Origin of the sequence: Fluviispira sanaruensis, assembly GCF_004295685.1 — a bacterium.
Classification (GTDB): Bacteria; Bdellovibrionota_B; Oligoflexia; order Silvanigrellales; family Silvanigrellaceae; genus Silvanigrella; species Silvanigrella sanaruensis.
This window is the reverse complement of the sequence record NZ_AP019368.1, coordinates 2,098,729-2,118,890: the sequence shown is the minus strand read 5'-3', so window position 1 is coordinate 2,118,890 and position 20,162 is coordinate 2,098,729. Positions and strand designations below refer to the sequence as shown.

20 protein-coding genes are annotated in these 20,162 nt (G+C 36.7%); 12 read left to right on the top strand and 8 right to left on the bottom strand.

Features of this window, described 5'->3' with window-relative positions:
- Nucleotides 1-66: 66 nt before the first annotated feature.
- Nucleotides 67-1,917: an aspartate ammonia-lyase gene (gene aspA / locus EZS29_RS08870; RefSeq protein WP_130609088.1), complete on the top strand. Its 1,851-nt coding sequence runs from the start codon at nucleotides 67-69 to the stop codon at nucleotides 1,915-1,917.
- Nucleotides 1,918-2,001: 84 nt separating this feature from the next.
- On the top strand, nucleotides 2,002-3,381 hold the full coding sequence (locus EZS29_RS08865) for a hypothetical protein (protein ID WP_130609085.1): 1,380 nt from the start codon (nucleotides 2,002-2,004) through the stop codon (nucleotides 3,379-3,381).
- A gap of 80 nt (nucleotides 3,382-3,461) precedes the next feature.
- Here the strand turns inward: EZS29_RS08865 and EZS29_RS08860 are convergent, their stop codons facing one another.
- From EZS29_RS08860 to EZS29_RS08845, 4 genes are all read right to left on the bottom strand, one after another.
- Nucleotides 3,462-4,187: a riboflavin synthase subunit alpha gene (locus EZS29_RS08860; RefSeq protein WP_130609082.1), complete on the bottom strand. Its 726-nt coding sequence runs from the start codon at nucleotides 4,185-4,187 to the stop codon at nucleotides 3,462-3,464.
- A 57-nt stretch (nucleotides 4,188-4,244) separates the two neighbouring features.
- Entirely contained in the window at nucleotides 4,245-4,448 is a 204-nt protein-coding gene (locus EZS29_RS08855; protein ID WP_130609078.1) for a hypothetical protein, read from the bottom strand.
- A gap of 5 nt (nucleotides 4,449-4,453) precedes the next feature.
- The gene (locus EZS29_RS08850) at nucleotides 4,454-5,314 is read right to left on the bottom strand and encodes a lysophospholipid acyltransferase family protein (RefSeq protein ID WP_172603863.1); all 861 of its coding nucleotides are present in this window, start codon (nucleotides 5,312-5,314) and stop codon (nucleotides 4,454-4,456) included.
- Nucleotides 5,315-5,395: 81 nt separating this feature from the next.
- Nucleotides 5,396-6,217, bottom strand: a complete 822-nt coding sequence (locus tag EZS29_RS08845; RefSeq protein ID WP_130609072.1) for a hypothetical protein — start codon at nucleotides 6,215-6,217, stop codon at nucleotides 5,396-5,398.
- A gap of 150 nt (nucleotides 6,218-6,367) precedes the next feature.
- Here EZS29_RS08845 and EZS29_RS08840 point away from each other — a divergent pair, with 150 nt between their 5' ends.
- Nucleotides 6,368-6,649, top strand: coding sequence for a 2Fe-2S iron-sulfur cluster-binding protein (locus tag EZS29_RS08840; RefSeq protein WP_130609069.1), 282 nt, complete (start codon nucleotides 6,368-6,370; stop codon nucleotides 6,647-6,649).
- A 37-nt stretch (nucleotides 6,650-6,686) separates the two neighbouring features.
- Entirely contained in the window at nucleotides 6,687-7,814 is a 1,128-nt protein-coding gene (locus EZS29_RS08835) for a diaminopimelate epimerase (protein WP_130609066.1), read from the top strand.
- Here EZS29_RS08835 and EZS29_RS08830 read toward each other — a convergent pair.
- Nucleotides 7,778-8,971: a hypothetical protein gene (locus EZS29_RS08830; protein ID WP_130609063.1), complete on the bottom strand. Its 1,194-nt coding sequence runs from the start codon at nucleotides 8,969-8,971 to the stop codon at nucleotides 7,778-7,780. The two genes, EZS29_RS08835 and EZS29_RS08830, sit on opposite strands and share 37 nt — an antisense overlap.
- 113 nt (nucleotides 8,972-9,084) lie before the next feature.
- Between EZS29_RS08830 and EZS29_RS08825 the strand changes: the two genes are divergently transcribed.
- Entirely contained in the window at nucleotides 9,085-9,693 is a 609-nt protein-coding gene (locus EZS29_RS08825) for a hypothetical protein (protein ID WP_130609060.1), read from the top strand.
- Here EZS29_RS08825 and EZS29_RS08820 read toward each other — a convergent pair whose 3' ends face one another.
- The 3 genes from EZS29_RS08820 to EZS29_RS08810 all read right to left on the bottom strand — a co-directional run bounded on the left by EZS29_RS08820 (nucleotide 9,694) and on the right by EZS29_RS08810 (nucleotide 12,376).
- The gene (locus tag EZS29_RS08820; protein WP_130609057.1) at nucleotides 9,694-11,325 is read right to left on the bottom strand and encodes a peptide ABC transporter substrate-binding protein; all 1,632 of its coding nucleotides are present in this window, start codon (nucleotides 11,323-11,325) and stop codon (nucleotides 9,694-9,696) included.
- Between the two features lie 94 nt (nucleotides 11,326-11,419).
- A complete protein-coding gene (gene folE, locus EZS29_RS08815; RefSeq protein WP_130609054.1) occupies nucleotides 11,420-12,019 on the bottom strand; it encodes a GTP cyclohydrolase I FolE in 600 nt (199 codons plus the stop codon).
- Nucleotides 12,020-12,031: 12 nt separating this feature from the next.
- Nucleotides 12,032-12,376: a YhbY family RNA-binding protein gene (locus tag EZS29_RS08810; RefSeq protein ID WP_172603862.1), complete on the bottom strand. Its 345-nt coding sequence runs from the start codon at nucleotides 12,374-12,376 to the stop codon at nucleotides 12,032-12,034.
- 150 nt (nucleotides 12,377-12,526) lie between these two features.
- Between EZS29_RS08810 and EZS29_RS08805 the strand changes: the two genes are divergently transcribed.
- The 7 genes from EZS29_RS08805 (at nucleotide 12,527) to EZS29_RS08775 (ending at nucleotide 20,143) form a co-directional block, all read left to right on the top strand.
- Nucleotides 12,527-12,895 carry a response regulator gene (locus tag EZS29_RS08805; RefSeq protein WP_130609049.1) on the top strand — a complete coding sequence of 123 codons (369 nt, stop codon included), beginning with the start codon at nucleotides 12,527-12,529 and terminating at the stop codon, nucleotides 12,893-12,895.
- A 15-nt stretch (nucleotides 12,896-12,910) separates the two neighbouring features.
- Nucleotides 12,911-13,474: a chemotaxis protein CheW gene (locus EZS29_RS08800; RefSeq protein WP_130609046.1), complete on the top strand. Its 564-nt coding sequence runs from the start codon at nucleotides 12,911-12,913 to the stop codon at nucleotides 13,472-13,474.
- A gap of 13 nt (nucleotides 13,475-13,487) precedes the next feature.
- The gene (locus EZS29_RS08795) at nucleotides 13,488-13,799 is read left to right on the top strand and encodes an STAS domain-containing protein (RefSeq protein ID WP_130609043.1); all 312 of its coding nucleotides are present in this window, start codon (nucleotides 13,488-13,490) and stop codon (nucleotides 13,797-13,799) included.
- Between the two features lie 41 nt (nucleotides 13,800-13,840).
- Nucleotides 13,841-16,090, top strand: a complete 2,250-nt coding sequence (locus tag EZS29_RS08790; RefSeq protein ID WP_130609040.1) for a chemotaxis protein CheA — start codon at nucleotides 13,841-13,843, stop codon at nucleotides 16,088-16,090.
- A 31-nt stretch (nucleotides 16,091-16,121) separates the two neighbouring features.
- Nucleotides 16,122-17,195 (top strand): chemotaxis protein, encoded by a 1,074-nt coding sequence (locus EZS29_RS08785; RefSeq protein WP_130609037.1) that lies wholly within the window; start codon nucleotides 16,122-16,124, stop codon nucleotides 17,193-17,195.
- 17 nt (nucleotides 17,196-17,212) lie between these two features.
- Nucleotides 17,213-18,259, top strand: coding sequence for a chemotaxis-specific protein-glutamate methyltransferase CheB (cheB, locus tag EZS29_RS08780; RefSeq protein WP_130609035.1), 1,047 nt, complete (start codon nucleotides 17,213-17,215; stop codon nucleotides 18,257-18,259).
- 624 nt (nucleotides 18,260-18,883) lie between these two features.
- On the top strand, nucleotides 18,884-20,143 hold the full coding sequence (locus EZS29_RS08775) for a hypothetical protein (protein ID WP_130609032.1): 1,260 nt from the start codon (nucleotides 18,884-18,886) through the stop codon (nucleotides 20,141-20,143).
- Nucleotides 20,144-20,162: the final 19 nt, after the last annotated feature.

The window sequence follows — 20,162 nt, the reverse complement described above, 5'->3', positions numbered from 1 at the left end:
TCCCATTGTCACCATTAAAAAATGGGTGTAACACAATATCTATCCATCAATCGAGGAGCTTTTACAATGGATCTCTCCCACGTTTCTCATTTTCCCCTTTTTTCTAACCTCTCAGAAAATGAAGTCAAAATTCTAAACAATTACTTAGAAAAAGAAAATTATAAAAAAAATGAATTACTATATTCCCCAGGACTCGTGCGCGATAAATTGCGTCTCATCATTTCTGGTCGAGTAGAAGTCTCTGCTCCCTCCTCAGATTTTGAAGAGCCAACAACCATTTATGGGCCCAATCAGTTTCTCGGAGAAGTCTCTCTACTTCAAGAAGGAACACTGCACAAAGCAAAAGCAGTAGCACTTCTTAGCACAAAAGCCATCACACTTTCTCGACAAAATTTTTTAAAACTTATGAAAGACCATCAAGAAATATCATGTAAAATTCAAATGAGCATCGGTTCTTTTGTTTTTAATCGTATATCGAGCGCTGTAACCCATAGCACTGTTCATTATGCGGGCTACAGCTCAGGAAAAAAGCGTTTAGAGCATGACCTGCTTGGCGATCGAGAATTACCCGATGATGCTTATTATGGAGTGCAAACACTCCGCGCACTCGAAAATTTTAATATCACAGGTGTGAAACTTAAATCCTTCCCAATTTTTATAAAAGGCCTTGCACAAGTTAAAAAAGCAGCCGCTTTGGCCAATGCAGACCTGGGAGTTCTCAATAAAGATATTTCGAATTATATAGTTATGGCCTGTGATGAAATAATAGCGGGCCATTGGCACGATCAATTTTTAGTCGACATGATTCAAGGTGGAGCCGGAACATCGACAAATATGAATGCAAACGAAGTCATAGCCAATCGAGCGCTTGAACTTTGGGGCAAAGCAAAAGGGGATTACAGCAGTATTCATCCCAATAACCATGTTAATCTAGGTCAATCGACAAACGATGCCTATCCTACTGCTATCCGCTTAGCGACGTTACAATCTATTCCCAGTTTACTTGAAGCTTTGCTCGAATTGTGTGGGCTTTTATCAAATAAAGGCAATGAATTTTCTGATGTTATTAAAATGGGACGCACGCAATTACAAGATGCTGTGCCCATGACTTTAGGACAAGAATTCGAAGCCTTTTCTGTGACCTTAGGAGAGGACATTGCCCGAATTCGGGATGGAGCAAAGCTCTTTTTAGAATTAAGCATTGGTGGGACTGCCATTGGAACTGGGATCAACTCTCATCCAAAATATGCGGCAAAAGCTATTGAGAAACTAAGAGAAATAACGGAATTAGATTTAGTAGCATCTCCCAATTTGATCGAAGCAACTCCTGATACGGGTGCTTTTGTCTTATTCTCAGGTATTTTGAAGCGTTTAGCGATCAAATTGAGCAAGATATGCAATGATTTAAGATTATTATCGAGTGGTCCACGTTGTGGATTTGGTGATATCAACCTTCCACCGATGCAGCCGGGATCAAGTATTATGCCCGGGAAAGTCAATCCCGTAATTCCAGAAGTTGTGAATCAAATTGCCTTTCAAGTGATTGGCAACGATCTAACAGTCACAATGGCTTCGGAAGGAGGGCAGCTGCAGCTCAATGCTTTTGAACCTGTTATGGTTTTTAATATTTTTCAAAGTGTCACTATGCTCACGCGCGGAATGCGCACACTGGGTCGTCTCTGTGTAGAGGGAATTACTGCAAATAAAGAAGCATGCCGCCGGGCTGTGGAACACAGCATAGGTCTTGTGACTGCACTCAATCCTCTCATTGGTTATGAAAACTCAACTATGATTGCTAAGGAGGCATTGGCAACAGGAGACAGTGTGTTTAATCTCGTTTTAAAACATAAGCTCTTAACCCGCCAACAGCTAGAAGATGCGCTTAAACCTGAAAATATGCTCTCAGCTCGACTCTAAAACTTTGCCTATTTAGCACATATAATTAATATTTATTCAGCTTGGCCGATAAACTCCAGACACACAACGGTTTGGAGTTTTTTGATGGAGAATCAAAGCGACTTTGAAGTCATACAAGAAGGATCGATTTCAAAATTAAAAGGACATCTCGTCGACTCTACACAATTGGAAGCGCATGTGCAAATTTTATCGAAAGCAAAAGAAATCAGCTTAAAGGAATTATTTTCTGTGAGTTGGCTTGGTTTGCAACGATTTTATGAAATGGTTTTTAAGTTTCCTAATAAAACTTTATTGTCAGATATTCCCCCTCATGTTTATAGAATTCTTTTGCTGTTACCTAGTTTTGGCAAAAAAGTGGGTGTTAAAAGTTTTATGATTGAAGTCAGCAAGCCCAATCAAGAGAAAAAAAAGATTTCCATGACAATAGAAAAACTTGCTGAAATTGGTAAAAAACAAGGTTGTTTTGCCCATTTGGAAGATGGTTCGCGGATAAGCGGATCACTGCATCATCTCTGTCGCCCCTTATTTAATGACTTTAGTTTGCCCAAGAAAAATTTTTCATCGAATTGGTGTAAAAAAAATGAAGGCATTTGTAATTTCTTTTATGAATATTCTTGTTTTATGCGCGTTACTTTAGAGATGTGTTCCCTAGCACAAGATTCTACTGCCCGATTGATAGAAGAATCTTTGCAACAAATATGTATGCGCATTTCTAATTTAGAATTCGGCGTAAAAACCATCGACCCTAATTTTTCGGAATATAAATCACGTTCTCTCATGTCCTTAATGCCACATATTCATGAAGTTTCGAAATCCGTAGTGATCGGTCTGAATTTAAGCAGCACAACATTTGAAGCAGTATCTGAAACATTTGAAGCTATTTTTCTCAGTGAAAGAATGGTAGGTCCAGAACTTTTTGATCAAATGGATTATTTTATTAAATTCACCGATCAACTGACACCTATGGCGAGAAGTCTTGAAGATGTGGGAGTTGAATTGGGTGACAACACTTTAAAATACGGTGAAATATCATCGTTGCGCAAAGCATTTGAAACATTTTCAGGGCGCGATTTGAGTGAAAAAAATATAGCCACTTTGCGGCGAAAGTTAAAAATGGATCAATATACAAATTTAACTTGGGAAGAAACATTAAAAGAAATACAAAATGAATTTAAGCTTATTCAAAATGAATTGGGTCGTTGCATAGTTGCCTTACAAGGATTTGACTTAGTTCGACAAGTTCTAGAACATAGAGTAGGGGAAGTAGAAATTCTCCGTGATCATTTTGAAGCGGTTCGGTCTAAAGAAATGCACTGGGAGAAATTAAAAGAACTTGTCTTAATTAAAATTGTTGATCGATTGGTGACAGATCAAGAAAAATTTTCGTTCGCTTTTTTCTTTCCTGATTGTACAATAAAACAAAATGACTCTAAACTTTTAAATGGTGAAACCTTTTTCTTTTAATTTAAATGCAAAAAATGAATATAAATTTGGGTTATTTAAGTGAAGAATTCTTTTGATTTTCGCAGAACACTTTTGTTAATTTATTTGAGTGAAGAATTATTTGTAAGATTAATTTTTTCAACACCAAGAAGTGTGTTGAGATCAATATTTTTTTGCTCAATTATTTGCTCTAATAATTGATATAATTTCCCTATATTTTCTTCCAAAGTGTCACGAATGGTATCCACGACAACTTGTGTTCCACGTTCAATTTCTATATTTACGAAATCACCCTCTTTTTTTTCTTCAAAGGTTGTCATTCTTCTGGTTTCGGGGATGAGCCAGATATCAAAAAAACCCTTTGTTTTATCGACTTCAGATAAAGTTAAACTAGCTCCGTTGATTGCTATATACCCTTTAGGAAAGATATAGCGTTTCCACATATCAGGCAATGCAAACCGGAGTCTGCAGTTGCCATCAGCCTCATAAAATTCAAGCAATCGTGTGCGAAAATCTATATGTCCAGAAAGGGGATGTCCGCCGATTTCCGCCCCATCTTTTGCTGCACGCTCCACATTGACACGAGCTGTGACAGCGAGTGTACTGAGGGTTGTTATTTCGAGGGATTTGAAGATCACATCAAACTCGGCTGAATTTTCACTGAGGCGTTTAGTAACAGTGAGACAGACACCATCAACAGCTACGCTTGCTCCTATGCATAATTCATTACAAAACCCGTTGGGAAATTCTATTTGAAATGTGCGGATTCCATTGTGGTCTTTGATATTTTTTATAATTGCCACTGCTTGAACAATTCCAGTAAACATGATTAATCCCTTTAAAGCTTATATTGTATAATATTTTTTTATTTATATAAATAATAATTAAATTTTTTTAAGTTCTTTTTTTAAAAAAGATAGTGTTGATTTAAATTTATTTAAAATGCACGGATCGTTTATATCTTCAATACTTTCTGCAATTTTTATTTCGTTATAAAGATGTTCAAGAAAGCGAAGACTTGCATGAATATCATGTGCTCTTTTTTTTGCTATTTCAAAATGAGTTTTGTTTGTTTTCTCATGAGTCATTCAGTTTATCCCCAACGGTTATGCATCCAGAAGTATTCTTCTGGGTTTTGCCGGATCATGTCTTCGACAACTATATTCATTCTTTTTGTATTTTCTGTGACAATTTGTTTCCTTGTCCAATCTTTATTTTCTATCATTTCAAATTCAGGAAAATAAATAATTTCTTGGGTGTCGATTGATTTTCTTTTTATAATGACTGGAATAATAGGTGCATTTTTTTTCAACCAAAGCTTTGCTAAGCTATTATTTGTTGAGGCTTCTTTGCCAAATAATGGAAGCATTTCTCCACGGGATCGTTTTTGATCGACGATAAAACCAATCACTTCTTTTTTATCAAGAGCATTGAATATTTGGGTAGTGGATGCAACATCACCTTTTCTGTCAATCACTCTATAGCCAATAGAGGCACGCATTTTTTCTATCCAAATACCCATAGTTCCTTTAGCTAATTGTTTAGAAATCACATTTACTGTGGCAAAATCGCGTGAGTTTATATGACATAAAAAGTCCCAGCTACCTATATGAATACACATGGCATAAATACCTTGATTGCGATTGTATAATTTTTCAGCGATTTCTTTGTTCTGGAAAATAACTTTTGTCTTTTTAAAAAGTTTATCAGCTGCAAGTAATTCTAGAACTGTGCGAATAAAATTCACAGTGGATGCTCTGCCGATTTTGACGAGTTCTTCGGGAGATTTTTCATTTTGAAAAGCTATATTTAAGTTTTTTAAGATAACTTTTCTACGAATACGTAAAACATCATACACAATAAATCCAAGGGTTTTTGCAATTATTAAAATTCCTTTATAACCAATAAATCCAAGAAAATTTGATAGCATATTTAAAAAAAATATCATTAACATGAGTGCCCTCATCCATAAAAAATAACACTCTCAATAACTATATTAGAGATGATAGATTGTAAACATATATATGAAAAGAGTCTATACAGTTTCAACTAATGGATGTTCATTAAAGTGGGTTTCTGCTTCCATTTTTGTAAAGAATTTTTCATTGCAGACTGAGCAAACATAATTTGAACCATTGCGAATAAATGGTTTTTGACCGGGTGTTCTAAACAAAACAGGTTTGTCTTTTTCAGGTGCTTTTTCATAATATACAACTTCTTCATGATCCATAGGTTCACCTGTAGCCCCTTCAGCAGAGTCAGCTACGGATTCGAGTTTAGGAGTTTGTGCTTGCACCTCTGTAGATTCGTTGCTTTCGTTTTGCGCAGGAGCAGCAGAACTCATATTATTTTCATCATCATCCATAGAATCATTCATCGTGTCGTTTAATTGCGCTTGTTTTTTAGGCGCTTGTTTCTCCTCATCGCTTTCAGGTATGGGAGCGCCACCTCCACGCTGACGCGTAATAAGGAGATTTCTTCGCGTTTTTGGATCGGCATTGAGCATTGAGTGAGCCATATTTAAGAGGTGCTCTGCCAAAACCCTTGGGAACCAGCCTGCTTCCACGTCCCGGATGACACATAATGAAGTATCTTGTTGATTAGCATATATTTTTCCACACAATAAACATTGATAATTGTGAGCAAAGGAATTGCTGTCAGCTATTAAATGCGATTTTATTTTGAGACCGTTGATTGTGACGCATTTCCATGCATCTTTTAGATTTTTGTATCTTCTTCCACACAGCCCACAGATATAACAAGCAGGACCTTTGAAAACTCGGCAAACCCGTTGCATGGTTGGCGAGGAGGTTTTTTTCTTAGGTTTCAGTAATAATTGGACATTATCAACAACCATTGTCTCTTCCAATCTGCGTCCAAAGAGTCGCCCTCATTTGCACGTCGTATATTTATCGGTGTAATGAATGAAAAGTAAATATTGCGATAAGATATGATTTCGGTTAGGAATACGCGGTACCCTTTGGGGAGTTAAATAAGGAATCGATTCATGCCCATACTCACGGTTAAGACAGATAAAAAAAATATTAATATTGAACAAGGTGCAGCTATTATAGATGTTTGCGAAACAGAAGAAACAAGCATACTTTTTGGTTGCCGCGACGGAGCTTGTGGGGCTTGTATGATTCGAGTTCTTGAAAATCCAGAGAACTTAAGTCCCATGGAAGAACATGAGCGTGATTTCTTAGAAACTATGGCTGCGCGTGAAGATGAACGTCTTGCTTGCCAGTGCAAAGTTCTTGGCGATGTGACCGTAGAAGTTTCCGAGTGATTTTTGGTTAGATTTCCACTCATTGTTAAGAGGAAATATGGCAAAAGTTTTAGAAGAAATGTATTTTGAGAAAATGCATGGTGCATCAAACGATTTTATTTTTTTAGATGTCAATCTCTATTTAAAATTCGTAGAAATATCATTTGCTAAATCAAATGCTAAAGTAACTAATAAAACATTATTTTTAAGAGAATTTGTAAAAAATATCTGTCACCGTAGCCAAGGCGTTGGTGCAGATGGGGTGGTTTTCTTTCAATATCAGCAAAAATCAAAAAGTTTAGCGAAAAAGCATAATAATAAATCAGCAATTCAAATTTTAATAGTGAACTCCGATGGCAGTTTTGCTGCCACATGTGGAAACGCCTTGCGTTGCTTGGGACTTAAACTTATGCGGGATAAATTGTGGAACGGTCTTGAAAAATTAAAAATTGATCGTATTCATCCCGATATTTTTGCCTTCAAAATAAAAGAAATAGATAAAGACGAAGAATTTATGTCTGAAAAATCTCCGTTTGCTGTCCTCATTTCTGGGAAATATACAAAAAAGCCTGATCTTGCTTTAATCAGCGTTGCTATGGGCGTTGAAAAAAAAGTATTTTTAACTCCGTTGGTTGAAAATTCATTGATTCATTTTGGCAGTGACATAGAATTTCTCACACCCATCTTTGTGCAGTTATCGAACCCACATTGGGTCTTTATCTCACTTCGTTTTAATCATTTTTCTCTTAAGCAATTTGAAGAATTCGGACAATTGGCACAAGCAGAATTGCGCAGAAAAGTATTAGGTGAATCTGTTCCTTTAGCAAATATTGGCATGTTAGCATTGAGTGATAAGAATAACTTAGATAATTATATTGAAAGAAATATATTTCCTAAAAATCCAGAAAAGAAGAATCAGCAAACAGCGCAAAATTGGAATTTACATGTATATGAACGAGGAGCTGGGCTGACTGCATGCTGTGGATCGGGTGCGACCGCTGCTCGCATTGTGCTAGAGTTTTCTGAACGCATTCCAAAAGCTCTCTCACATGTTTATTTTAAAATGCCAGGTGGTACTGTCAGTATCGAAAATGAAGTCATTGAGAACGAAGAGCAAAGAGTTTTAAGTGGGGAAGCGCAATTTGTCTTTCAAGGCCTTGCTAAATTGACTTCTTTTTCTAAATGATTTTTGTCGCGATAAGCTTTGAAATTTATATTTATGTCTTGCAATAAATTAAAAGTATTTTTCTTGGAATTTTCTTGTATTTCTATGAGTTCAATTGGGAATTTAGGGTTGATAGAGATAAAGAAATATTTTGGATTTTCTATAAATTTATTAAATTCAAATATAGCCTTTTCCATAGGTGTTTTATCGGCAAAAATGAGCATAACATTATTTTGCTGGATAGCTCTTCTTTTTTCTTCTTCAAAAGTAATATTGTCTTCTAAGGATTTTCTCCAAAAATAATTATTTATAAAATTTAAATCTTCCAAAAGGATATTGGATTTAATTAATTTAAAATGATTTGATGCAAAAATATCATCTATATAAAAAGAAGTATTCATAAAAAGACTGAATATTTTATGGGTGTATAAGTTTAGTTTAAGTTCATAATTATTGTCTTTAATTTTATCGAAACTGAGATTAATATTTGCATACACCGTATCAACAGTTGGCCCTAAGACATCTTTAAGTGCGTGATTGGTTTTTAAATTTTCCTTAAACGAAATTGGCATATTTTTAATATTTATATTTAACTTTTTTATAAAGAATTTTAACGTTGAGTAGTTTCCAGCAAATGGTGAATCGTTCAATACCCATTGACAATCTATTAAATCCCTATCATTCTGTTTTAAGTTTATTTTAAATTCATAGTTGTTATTCGTATATTCTCCTTTCAAATCAAGGGTTGATTGGTCGAGTATGAAATCTAAAGTCTCTTTTGGTATTTTGTTATATTTATCTATTGATTTTATGAATTCTTTCAATTTATCTAAATAAAAAAACTGAATTTTATTTGCTTCAAAATTTAAGGGAAGAAAATCTGTTCCATTTTTGACAAATCGTTTCACACGCAAGTTTTTTATATATATATTTAAATCACGATCTTTTGAAGTAAATATAAGGTCTTTTATATAAAAATTTTTATTTAAGAAGAAAATTGGGGAAAGAGTAATTCGACTAAATTCTATATGATCTGGAAAAGGAGGTTTGTGTTTTAAAGCTTGGATACTTTTATCAAGCCCGACAGTTAATTGATATTGTACATATAACATGGCGAGCGAGTATAAAGTGCATGCGAACACAAAAAGGCAAAGTATCGCTATGGCTCTTTTTCTCATTTCAATGAATTTCCTTAATTTTTTTGTAATAAAAAATTGAAAATAAGATTGCATATGATAATATAAAATTAATCATACACATTAACTTTGTAAGAGTACAGTAGATGAATCCTATGTACAAAAAACTTATCGTGCTTGTTCTTTGCTTTATACTTTTAAATTTGGGCGCCAAATATTCTAGTTTTTGGGGAGAAGAGCAAGCTCAAGGTTTATCGAATGAAAATACATCCATACCAAATGGTGTTTATGTATTAAAAAAAATAAATATTTGTAATTTAAAACATAATCACGAAAAAGGGTGTCAGTTTGAAAATATGACTTTGTCCGGGACAGCAAAAATATCTTTGACAAAAATTCTTGATGGTCAATATTGGTTGGTTTTTCAAGGCTATTCTAAAATAAAAATGGATGATAAAGATATTAATTTTGGTTGTTTAAAAGGGATTATAGATTCTCATATTTTTTTTAATAACATAGCAAAAAATTCGAAACAAATAGCAAATACGCAAGAAAATGAAATTTCTGCAATTTCCAGTCAAGTGAGAATTTTTGAAAATACCTGTGTTGCAAGTCCACAAGCGAAATCTCAGTTTTATGTTTGCGATGGAAATTTTTTGGGGCAGTATTCATATTTGCAAAGATCAAAAAAACTTTTAATCCAACAAACACGCATGCTAAATGGAAAAAAAGTCAAAATGTTTAGCGTATATGAAAAAACTTAATCAACTGTTGCCGTCGTGGGAAACTATATAAAGATCTTTTCGCAAATAAATATCCATTGGATTTTTAAAACTGGCGCCTTTTACATACGGTTTTATCAACCGCATACTTGTTCCAGAGGCAATTGGCGATACAGGATAGTCTTCAAGTGCTGTTTTAAGTGCATCTCTCATTAATATTTTCCGTTTCTCGAGGTTCAATTCCAAATTCGTCGCCGCCAGCAGGTCGTCAAAGCTTTTGTTTGCGTAATTGGTTTGGTTTTGAGGATTTGAGCCTTCTATTAGGGCAGCGAAATTATAAGGGTCGTTAAAATCAGCACCCCACAAAGTGAGTGCCACTTCGTATTTTTTTTCATGTAAGTTTGTTAAATACACTTTCCATTCGGAACTGGTCAATTCCACCTTGGCGCCTAAGTTTTTCTCCCACATGGACGCAATTGCTGTAGCGTATTTTTTACTCGTATCATTCACATCGAGACTGTATTTGATTTTGAGAGGATTTTTCTCTGAAAAACCTGCTTCTGCATAGAGTTTTTTGGCTTCTGCGACGCGCTTTTCGTTGCTCCATTTGGCCCACTCAGGCTCATAAGGACTGTAGTTGGCTATGCCGAGAGGGGGAAGGTCGTAGTGAGCCTTTTCCCCTTTGTCCAAAATGTGTTTGGCTAGGGCATTGCGGTCAACTGCCATGGCAAGGGCTTTGCGCACGCGCACATCGCTCAAGCCTGGAACCTTTGTGTTAAACATAAAGTAGTGGGTGGAAAGTGATGGGGACGCGCGAATTTCGTTTGGATATTCTTTCTTAAGTTTTGCCGATTGCCCCGGAGGCAAGCCATAAGTCCAATCGATTTGCCCTGCTTGGTACAAGCGCAGCGCAGCTGTTTTGTCGGTGACGACGAGAAAATTCACATTTTCTATCACGGTGTTTTTATCGTCCCAATATTTTTTATTGCGGACAATACTTATTTTATCTCCAACTTTCCATTCCTTTAAGACATAAGCCCCATTGGTGACGAGGTTTTGGGCTTGCACCCATTTATCGCCGTGCTTTTCTATCAAGTCTTTTCTTAACGGAACGAGTTGGTTTATGGCTACGACGCCCAGAAAATAAGGTGTACGACTTTCGAGTGTCACTTGGAAAGTGTGTTTGTCGAGTGCTTTTACCCCAAGGCTTTCGGGTTTTAATTTCCCTTCTAGGATATTATTCGCATTTTTAACCATGTTGAGCATAAAAGCAAAAGTTGCGGCCGTCTTTGGATCGACTAAGCGGCGAAAACTATACGCGAAATCCTCTGCTTCCACCGGTTTTCCATCCGACCAAAGAGCATTTTTTCGAAGGTGGAAAGTGTAAGTGAGACCATCTTTGCTTATATCCCAATGGGTTGCAGCGCCTGGGGCATATTTCCCTTCGGAATTGCCCACAATCAAAGGTTCGTAGAGATCGAACATAATATTCGCAGCTAAATTGTCAGAGCTTTTGTTTGGGTCGAGTGAAGAAATTTCACTCTGATTGTCTATATTGAGAACTTGGTTCTTAGCTAACTTTGTACCAGCGGGCACAACCGCCGCAAAGCTTTGTGCGCAAAGGAGGAAGGACAAACCTGTCCATAACGATAATTTAACGTGCTTTTTTTGCATGAAATACTCCTCGGAAAATCATAAAATGAGTTTTTAAATACAGAAACTTTGAATAATGACTTTTCGAGGCTAGCAAAAATGATATAATTGTCAATTAATTCCTTGTGATAAAGGACATGAATTCATTGCGTGAAGCAGGTGATTCTCTAAAGAGACCGAGCATAGTGCTTGTGACCATTTTTGCAGATTGTTTGCGCACACCGCGCACGCACATACAACTGTGCATTCCTTCAAACACAACCGCAACACCCTGTGGTTTTAAATGTGTTTGAATGGCTTCAGCAACCTGTTGAGTCAGTCTTTCTTGAACTTGCAACCGTTGGGAAAAAGTATCGACTATGCGAGCAAGTTTAGACAATCCCACAATACGTCCTTCAGAGGGAATATAAGCGACATGAGCTTTGCCGCTAAAACTTAAGAGATGATGTTCACAGGTAGAGCTAAATTCAATGTCTTTTAGGAGCACCATTTCATCGGATTGGGATTCGAAGGTCGTTGAGAGAATTTCTTCGGGTTTGGCACTGTATCCTTCTGTGAGTTCTAAAAGTGCACGGCAGTAGCGGTCTGGGGTTTCAATTAATCCTTCCCTATTAGGATTTTCTCCAATATAACGTAACAAAGTACGCACTGCTTCCGTTGCTTCCTGTGCTGTTACATTATTTGAAGAAACTGCCTTTTTAAAAAATGGACTCATTGCTAGACCCTCTCATAAACTTTTTAAAGTGATTTTTGCCTCACTAGGTTCTTTTTCAAAATAAAGAATAAGACTTCTGCCAATCCTTCCTATCACATGTGTATGCTTTGGCAACAATTGAGCAATTTCATCTTTCTGAGAGTTTTTAGCTTCAGCATCGCTGTTTCCAGGCAATTGCACTTTTATAAGCTCATGTTTTTCAAGAGCCAAAAGTATTTCCTTGACTACGGTCTCGGAAAATCCTTGGGAACCAACTTGTACGGTGGACTTTAAATGGTGGGCTTTTCCTTTTAGTTTTGCTTTCTGCTCACTTGAAAGTATCTCACTGAATTTATGTTGTTTAATATCTCTAGCCATGCTCAATCGCTCCCTTCTCGAACGTAAAAAACGTAGCTTGCCCCAAAACTTTCTGAAATGCCATACTTTTTGCATGCTCATAATTATAACAAATTGTCTTAATTTCTAAATTGAGTTGACGATAAACACTCTGCAACAGGGAGGATGGCAATGGCCAAGAAAATACTCATCGTGGATGATTCTCGTACGATTCGTCAGCAGGTGGGTTTCACCTTGACTAAGGAAGGTTTTGAGGTAGTCGAAGCCGAAGATGGTCAAGATGGAATCAACAAACTGCAAAGTTCTGGTGAAATCAGCATGATCATTTCCGACGTAAATATGCCGAATATGGGTGGACTCGAAATGGTTGAAGCCATTCGCCAAATTGAGCAATTTAAATTCCTGCCAATCATTATGCTGACGACTGAAAGCAGCGGCGACAAAGTCGAACGCGCTAAGAAAGCAGGAGCAAGTGGTTGGCTTGTGAAACCCTTTAATCCAGAGCAACTTGTCGGCGCTGTTAAGAAATTAGCGCGTTGATGAAAGGATAGATACATGGCAAACAATCCTAATGATGCAAAAGGGGGTAAGGGAGCGAAGCTGGACGCGCTTCATAAATTAAAGCATGACAACTCCGGTGTGAGAAAAAGAATTGCTCCTACCATTGAAACTTATAAATTAATTGGCTTTAAATTAAACGAAGAAGAATTTGTCATAGAAATTGAAAGAGTCAAAGAAATCGTCCGTGTACCGTTGGTCACGCGCGTTTCAAAGGCTCCTCATTTTGTGGAAGGTGTTGCAAACCTTCGCGGTGATATTTTACAAATAGTTAATTTTCACAAAATAATGGGACTTGAAAATCCAATTATATCTGAAAGAAGTCGAATCATCGTATTGGATGATAAAAATGTTTTAGCAGCAATTATTGTTGATGGAGTTAGTGAAGTTATTGAAGTTGAAAAAGAAGCTGTTCAACAGACTCCAGACATTGTTGCAGGGGAAAGATCTAAATTTTTAAAAGGAATTATTAAGCCACACAAACACAGAAATATTCTTTGGCTTGACTGTGGTGCTATTTATTCTGAATTTAGTGCTCAGAATCAAAAATCAACTGCTTAATTTAGAGGTTTATATGTCATCATTAGTTACTTATGCAAATAGAACATTTACCTTTACAGGCAAACTCACTATTTACAAAGTCTCTGAATTGAAAAATAAAATACTCGAAGGTTACAATGGAGAAGCAACAAAAGCAGGGGATTTTTTTCTCGATTTAACAGCGGTTGAAACTGTTGATGCGGCTGTTCTACAATTATTAATTTCTTTTAAAAATATGCTGGTAAAAGCACAAGGGAATTTAAAATTAAAAGCAAGTGCACAAACATTTGATTCTTTGCTTGATTTATTTGGAATGCCTGCAGACACCTTTCCGAAAGGAAAGTAAATGGAATTTTTAAGATTATCTCAGTGAAGAGGTGCTAAGTCGTGAGTTATAATGAAGAACAGATGCAAGAAATATTCTTTCAAGAGATGCGAGAAGTCTTCGAGCATATTGACAGCTGTATTCTTGTGCTTGAAAAAACTCCAGGTGATTTAGAAATCATTAAAAACCTTTTTAGAGAAGTGCATACTTTAAAAGGTTCGAGCGGTGTATTTGGTCTGCGTGAAATTGCCGACTTAACTCACCATGCAGAAGATCTTCTCGATAGAATGCGCGAAGGAAAGCTCGATCCAACTGAAGAAGTGTTTTCCGCTTTGTTACGTTGTTTTGACCGCTTAAAAGAAATGATGAGCGGAGCTCAGAAAAAGCAAAACTTAGCAAGCTTTGACAATGCCGATATAGTTCGGCAATTATGTGATTTTAAAGAAATAACGGGAGAACAACTTCAACAAAAAGTGGCTGCAGGAGAAGTTGCTCCTACCCCTTCGGCTGAAAATATTAAACCAGGGGAATGTCCTTACCACATTTCCATAACAGGTGCCGATCAATTCTTTTTAACAGGAATTGATCCTATTACTTTAGTTTTAAATTGTCGTGATATATCAACAGGAACTTTTTCTTTATTTACGAATATCTCTCGTGTTCCTGCATTGACAGAACTCGAGCCAGAACGCTGCTATTTTGAATTTACTTTTAATTTTGTTTCTATGGCAGAGTTTAAAACAGTGCAAGATATTTTCGAATTTGCCATAGGTTCAAGCAATGTAAAAATTGAAATGGATGGGGTAGTCGCAGGAAAAGCAGATGCAAAAGCAGGAGATGTGAAAGCAGCTGTTGTACAAGCTCCTGTTCCTTCTGCGCCTGGGGCAAAAGCAGCTCCTGCAGCGGCAGCAGCTACTCCGGCAGCCACTGCCGCTAAACCCGGTGCCCCAGCTGCTGCCAAACCTGGTGCTCCCGCAGCAGGTGCTAAACCAGCTGATCCAGCTCATGGCGGAGGTAGCGATGCCAATGACTTTGTTCGTCTTAAGAAAGAGAAACTCGATCAATTGATGAATCTCGTCGGTGAGCTCATTACGGTTAAGAACCTTTTCGTTCACCTTTCAAATAGACTCGAAGAAGTTCTTCCTGAAAATGAAATTACCAAAGGATTTAAAGAGGGAACGGGGCATGTCACGCGCCTATCTGCACGTTTACAAGAAAGTGTAATGAATGCACGCATGGTTCCTGTGGGAAGTGTTTTTACAAAATACACTCGACTTGTGCGTGATGTTGCCAAGAAATTAAATAAGAAAATAAATTTCGTTATTGAAGGTGAAGACACAGAACTCGATAAAACTGTAAGTGAAGCAATTTCAGATCCGATTATGCACCTCATTCGTAACTCAATTGACCATGGAATTGAAACACCCGAAGTGCGCAAAGAACGTGGGAAAAATGATACAGGAACTTTGTTACTTAAAGCGGGTTATGAAGGTAACAATGTAAAGTTAGTTGTGCGTGATGATGGAAATGGAATAGATTTAGATAGAGTTAAAAATAAAGCTGTTACTTTAGGAATTGTGACGCAAGAGCAAGCAGATATGCTCGCTAAAAAAGATATTATTGAATTTATTTTCCATAGCGGATTTTCCACTGCAGCCGAAATCACTGATGTGAGTGGGCGCGGAGTGGGAATGGACGTGGTACGCAATAATATCCGTAAATCGAGCGGTTCTATTTTTGTCGACACCAATCCAGGCCAAGGCACTGAATTTAAAATTATTTTACCATTGAGTTTAGCTGTTATTGAAGCACTTTTAATTGGTGTTGATGGTGAAACATATGCTCTACCACAAGAAGTGATCACTGAAACTGTGCGGGCAGAGAAAAAAGATGTTGTTAATTTAAATAATCAACCCAGCATTAACTTACGTGGTGAAGTGATTCCACTTTTACGTTTAAATGAAGTTGTTAACTTAAGACCCTCTATTCTCGATGATTTTATTCATGCTGAGAAGAAGAGAATGAGTCAAGCAGGTGAAGAAGCTGATGATTCCGACAACAACTCTTCTGATCAAGATGATGGTTTAACTAACCCTGTCGTAATCGTACAAATTGATGGCTTAAAAGTGGGAATTCTTGTGGATGTTCTCTACTGGCAAGAACAAATAATGATCAAACCACTGGGTGGTTTTTTGGCAAATATTCCCGTATTTACAGGGGCTTGTATCATGGGGAATGGCTCGGTTGTGCTCGTGCTCGAGCCAAAAGAGCTTTATTATGCGGCCTGTCATGTCGATGCTAAAGCAGCATGAGAATTGATCCGGCCCATTTAGGAGAAATGCAATGGCAATTTATATCGCCAAGAGCAAAAAAGAAGAAAGAATGCTGCAGATCGGGAGTAACAAGTTCGAACTTGTTGACTTCAGATTGAAAGATTATCCTATTGGAACGGATACCACAGGACCTGCTCAATATGAAGGTATTTACGGGATAAATATTGCAAAAGTTCGTGAAATTAATAAAATCAGTCAATTTACAAAAATGCCAAACTGCCATGAGTGTATTGAAGGATTGCTTGAGCTGCGTGAAGAAGCTATCCCAATCGTAAATTTAGCAAAATATTTAGGCTATGCCAATCATGCTTTAAGAGCCACTGATAATATTATTATTTGTGAATTTAATGGCTTGGTTACTGGCTTTGTCGTCCATCAGGCTATGCGTATCCGTCGTATTTCATGGGAAGCAATCCTGCCACCAACGCGTCTAATTGGACGTGAAGGGGGGTGTGTCACTGGTATGCATAAGCTTTCAAAAGGACAGGATAATGAGCGGGATCTTATGCTTCTTATCCTCGACTTTGAAAAAATTGTGGCTGAGATCAACGGTGAAACCGATGCTCTCAATCGCTTTACAGAAGATAAATTGAACAACCGTGTTCAAGGCTCGAACGACGAAACGAAGACAGTGCTTGTCGTCGACGACAGTATGACTGCGCGTACACAAGTGGAATTATTCTTAACTCAACATGGTTATCGTGTGATCACCGCAACAGATGGTGAAGAAGGCCTCTTTACGCTGGCTGCGTTGCACGAACAAGCGCAAAAAGAAGGCAGAGAGCTCACTGATCTTGTGCAAGTTATAGTAACGGACGTTGAAATGCCACGTATGGATGGCCATGCCTTTACTCAAACTTTAAAGAAAGATCCTCGTTTCAATTCTCTTCCGATTATCATGCACACTTCACTTTCTGGTAGAGCAAATCAAGAAACAGGAAAGAGTTTGGCGGATGAGTATGTGGTCAAATTCAATGGTGAAGCATTGATAGCGACAGTCAACCGTATTTGGAAAAAATTAATGGATAAATTAGAATCAAATAGAACCGATGAATTAAACGACGATGAAGATATGGCATCTTAGCTAATGGAGTTTTTCTCATGGCAGTAAATGTTCTCATCATTGATGACTCAACTACAGTGTGCGCAATGTTAACTCAAATGTTGACAACAGCTGGATTTACTGTTGTGGGAGTTGGCAAAAATGCAGATGAAGGCTTACAACTTGCAGGAAAACTGAAGCCAGATGTTATTACTTTAGATATTGAAATGCCAGGAAAAAGTGGTATACAAATCTTGCCACAATTACAAAAAGTTTGTGATGCTGCGGTCATTATGTGTTCCACTTTGACCAATCAAGCGGCTTCTGCAACTCTCCAGTCCTTGGAAAAAGGTGCATTTGACTACATTCCTAAAACAGAAATTGGCAAATCATTTACACCAGATATGCTTAAAGAACGTGTGAATAATGCTTACGTCTACGTTATTGGCAAACGCAAAGGGGAAGTTGCTCAATATAAGCCGACTGTGCCTGTGTCTTCATTGCCATTTATGGCTCCAAAGGCAATAGTGATTGGTGTTTCAACGGGTGGACCAGCAGCATTGCATAAGCTTTTTACAATGCTGCCTGTTATGCCAGTGCCAATTGTCGTTGTTCAGCATATGCCAGCTGCATTCGTTGCTTCCTTAGCAGAGCGAATTGCGCAACAGTCCAAACACAAAACTTCTGTGGCAAAAGATGATCACACCTTTGTTCCAGGCGAAGTTTGCTTTGCTCCTGGCGATAAGCACGTTGTTTTTAAGAAAATTCAAAATAGAGTTTACTGCGACCTCAGTGAAGAACCCAAGAATATTCTCCACAAGCCCTCTGCAGATGTTCTGTTTCAAACAGCCGCTGAAGTCATGGGCAAAGATCTCCTTGCTGTTGTTCTAACCGGTATGGGTCGTGATGGAGCTGATGGCTCAAAAACAGTGCGGTTGCGCGGCGGTATGGTCTTAGCAGAGAGTAAAAGCTCTTGTGTCGTTTATGGTATGCCTAAATCCGTGATTGATGCGAAAACAGCGAATTTTGAATTTGATTTACAAGATATGGCTGCAGCTATTACGAAAATAGTGACAGGTAAAATACTACCACCGCAGTCGACTTAGGTCTCATTTAACTGTGTTTCGCAGTTTATTGAAGAAATATTCATTTAATTAAAAACAGTAACATCTTGCTTTTATTATATATTTTACATCAGATATATGCCTGAACATTCATTCCAAAACTCTTTCCACTCTTGCTTCAATTCATAATTCCATTTCAAACTAACAATCAATTAAGTTATGCTTTCTAAGATAATTTAAAAAGTAAAATTAAACTCAAAAAATAGCAAAGAAAATTAGCTCGTAGAAAGGGATCTATATAATGATAGAAATACCTATTCTAATCATATAAAGAAATGAAGATGATCGCCTGAAGAATAAAACCCATATCTAAGCTTTGAATAGTTAGCTTATTTTTTACAAAATCGTTTTTATTTGAAAGAAAAAAAGATAAGAAAATAGTTATCTAGCTAACCAAAAGTTGTAATTTTTTTTGACATTCATGGTTTTTAATGATTATTATTTTAATAATATGCTAATATTTATGGATAAATATATGTATAATATACTTAAAATGAGTAAGATAAATTTACATAAAATAAAATCGTGCCTAAATCAATATTCAGGATTTAATAATTTATCATCTCTATTAAGAGGTGTATTAGTACTTTTATAAGGAATATAGAAATGACAATGCAAAAATATAGTAAAATTATTTCATTGCTAAGTATTGCTTTTTTTTCTGTTACATCTTCAAATCTTGCATATTCAGTGGAATTAGCTCATACAAGTCAATTACAGCATAACACTCGAGACAATCAAAATGGAGTTTATAATATATTTGTAGGTAATAATTTAATAAAATCAAACAATAAGAATAGACTGAAAAGATCTTTATCGTATGATTATTATTCACAAAACTTATTAAATGGTTACCAGCTACCAAGTTTAGATCATATTCAGGAATATGTTACTGAACATAATAATGCGTTACCAGACACGTGGGGCGCTGAAGAAGGTAACAAAAAAACCTGGGCTCAGCCGAAATTATTAACAGAATTAGGCAAAAATATTTCTACTGAGCTTCTTTGCACGAATGTAAGTGGATGTAATGGCGAAATTTCCTTTTCAATGATTGGTGGTTTCTTTTTAAGCAATTATGAAACTCAACAATCTTTCTATGCTTCATTAGTGGCTAAAACCTCAGATGGTTCAGATTTTAAATTCATTTCTGATGCTTATTTAGCAGATCCAAGAAAGCCAGGCAGCTATTTCAAAGCTATTATTCCTAAGAATGATTGGTCGACGCATTATAGTTACAAAGTAAAATATGGGGATCCAATTGCTTATTTCATGATTGATCCGAAACTAAAAATTCTTTCTGTTAACGGTAACAAGAATCAAATCTTTGATGGTTCAGAAACACAAAGTGCTGGTACTTTCTGGAAACTACAATGGGATAGCTTGATGGGCGCTGGTACACAAATTGACAATACTTATTCAATTTCACACGGGCTGACAACCACCGACACAGCAAGTTTAGGCTACCAACTTGGAGTGTCAATGGGAACAGATGAAGGTTTTTTTAATGCTAATATATCTACGACTATTTCTCAGTCATGGCAGCATTCAGCATCTGTACAAGACATTAAAACCTATTCAACAAATTTGATCTTTTTGCCAAAAGAGTATGATCAGGTCGTTGGTTATTATAATTTAATGCTTGGTTTTTATACACAAGCGCCTTTACTTGAGCATTTTTTAGATCCAAATAATTCAAATGGGTTTAATTACCTCTTAAACAATTCTTCTTTAGGTTCTTCTTTTGCAAAATTAGAACTTGCAAGAGCATTGCCTGTTACAGACAAAGGTGTTCAATCTAATATTGATGCACAGTCTCCTTCGGGCGAATTTATACATGCGACTGTAGAAGAAAAAGCAATATAATATTTAGAAATTTTATATA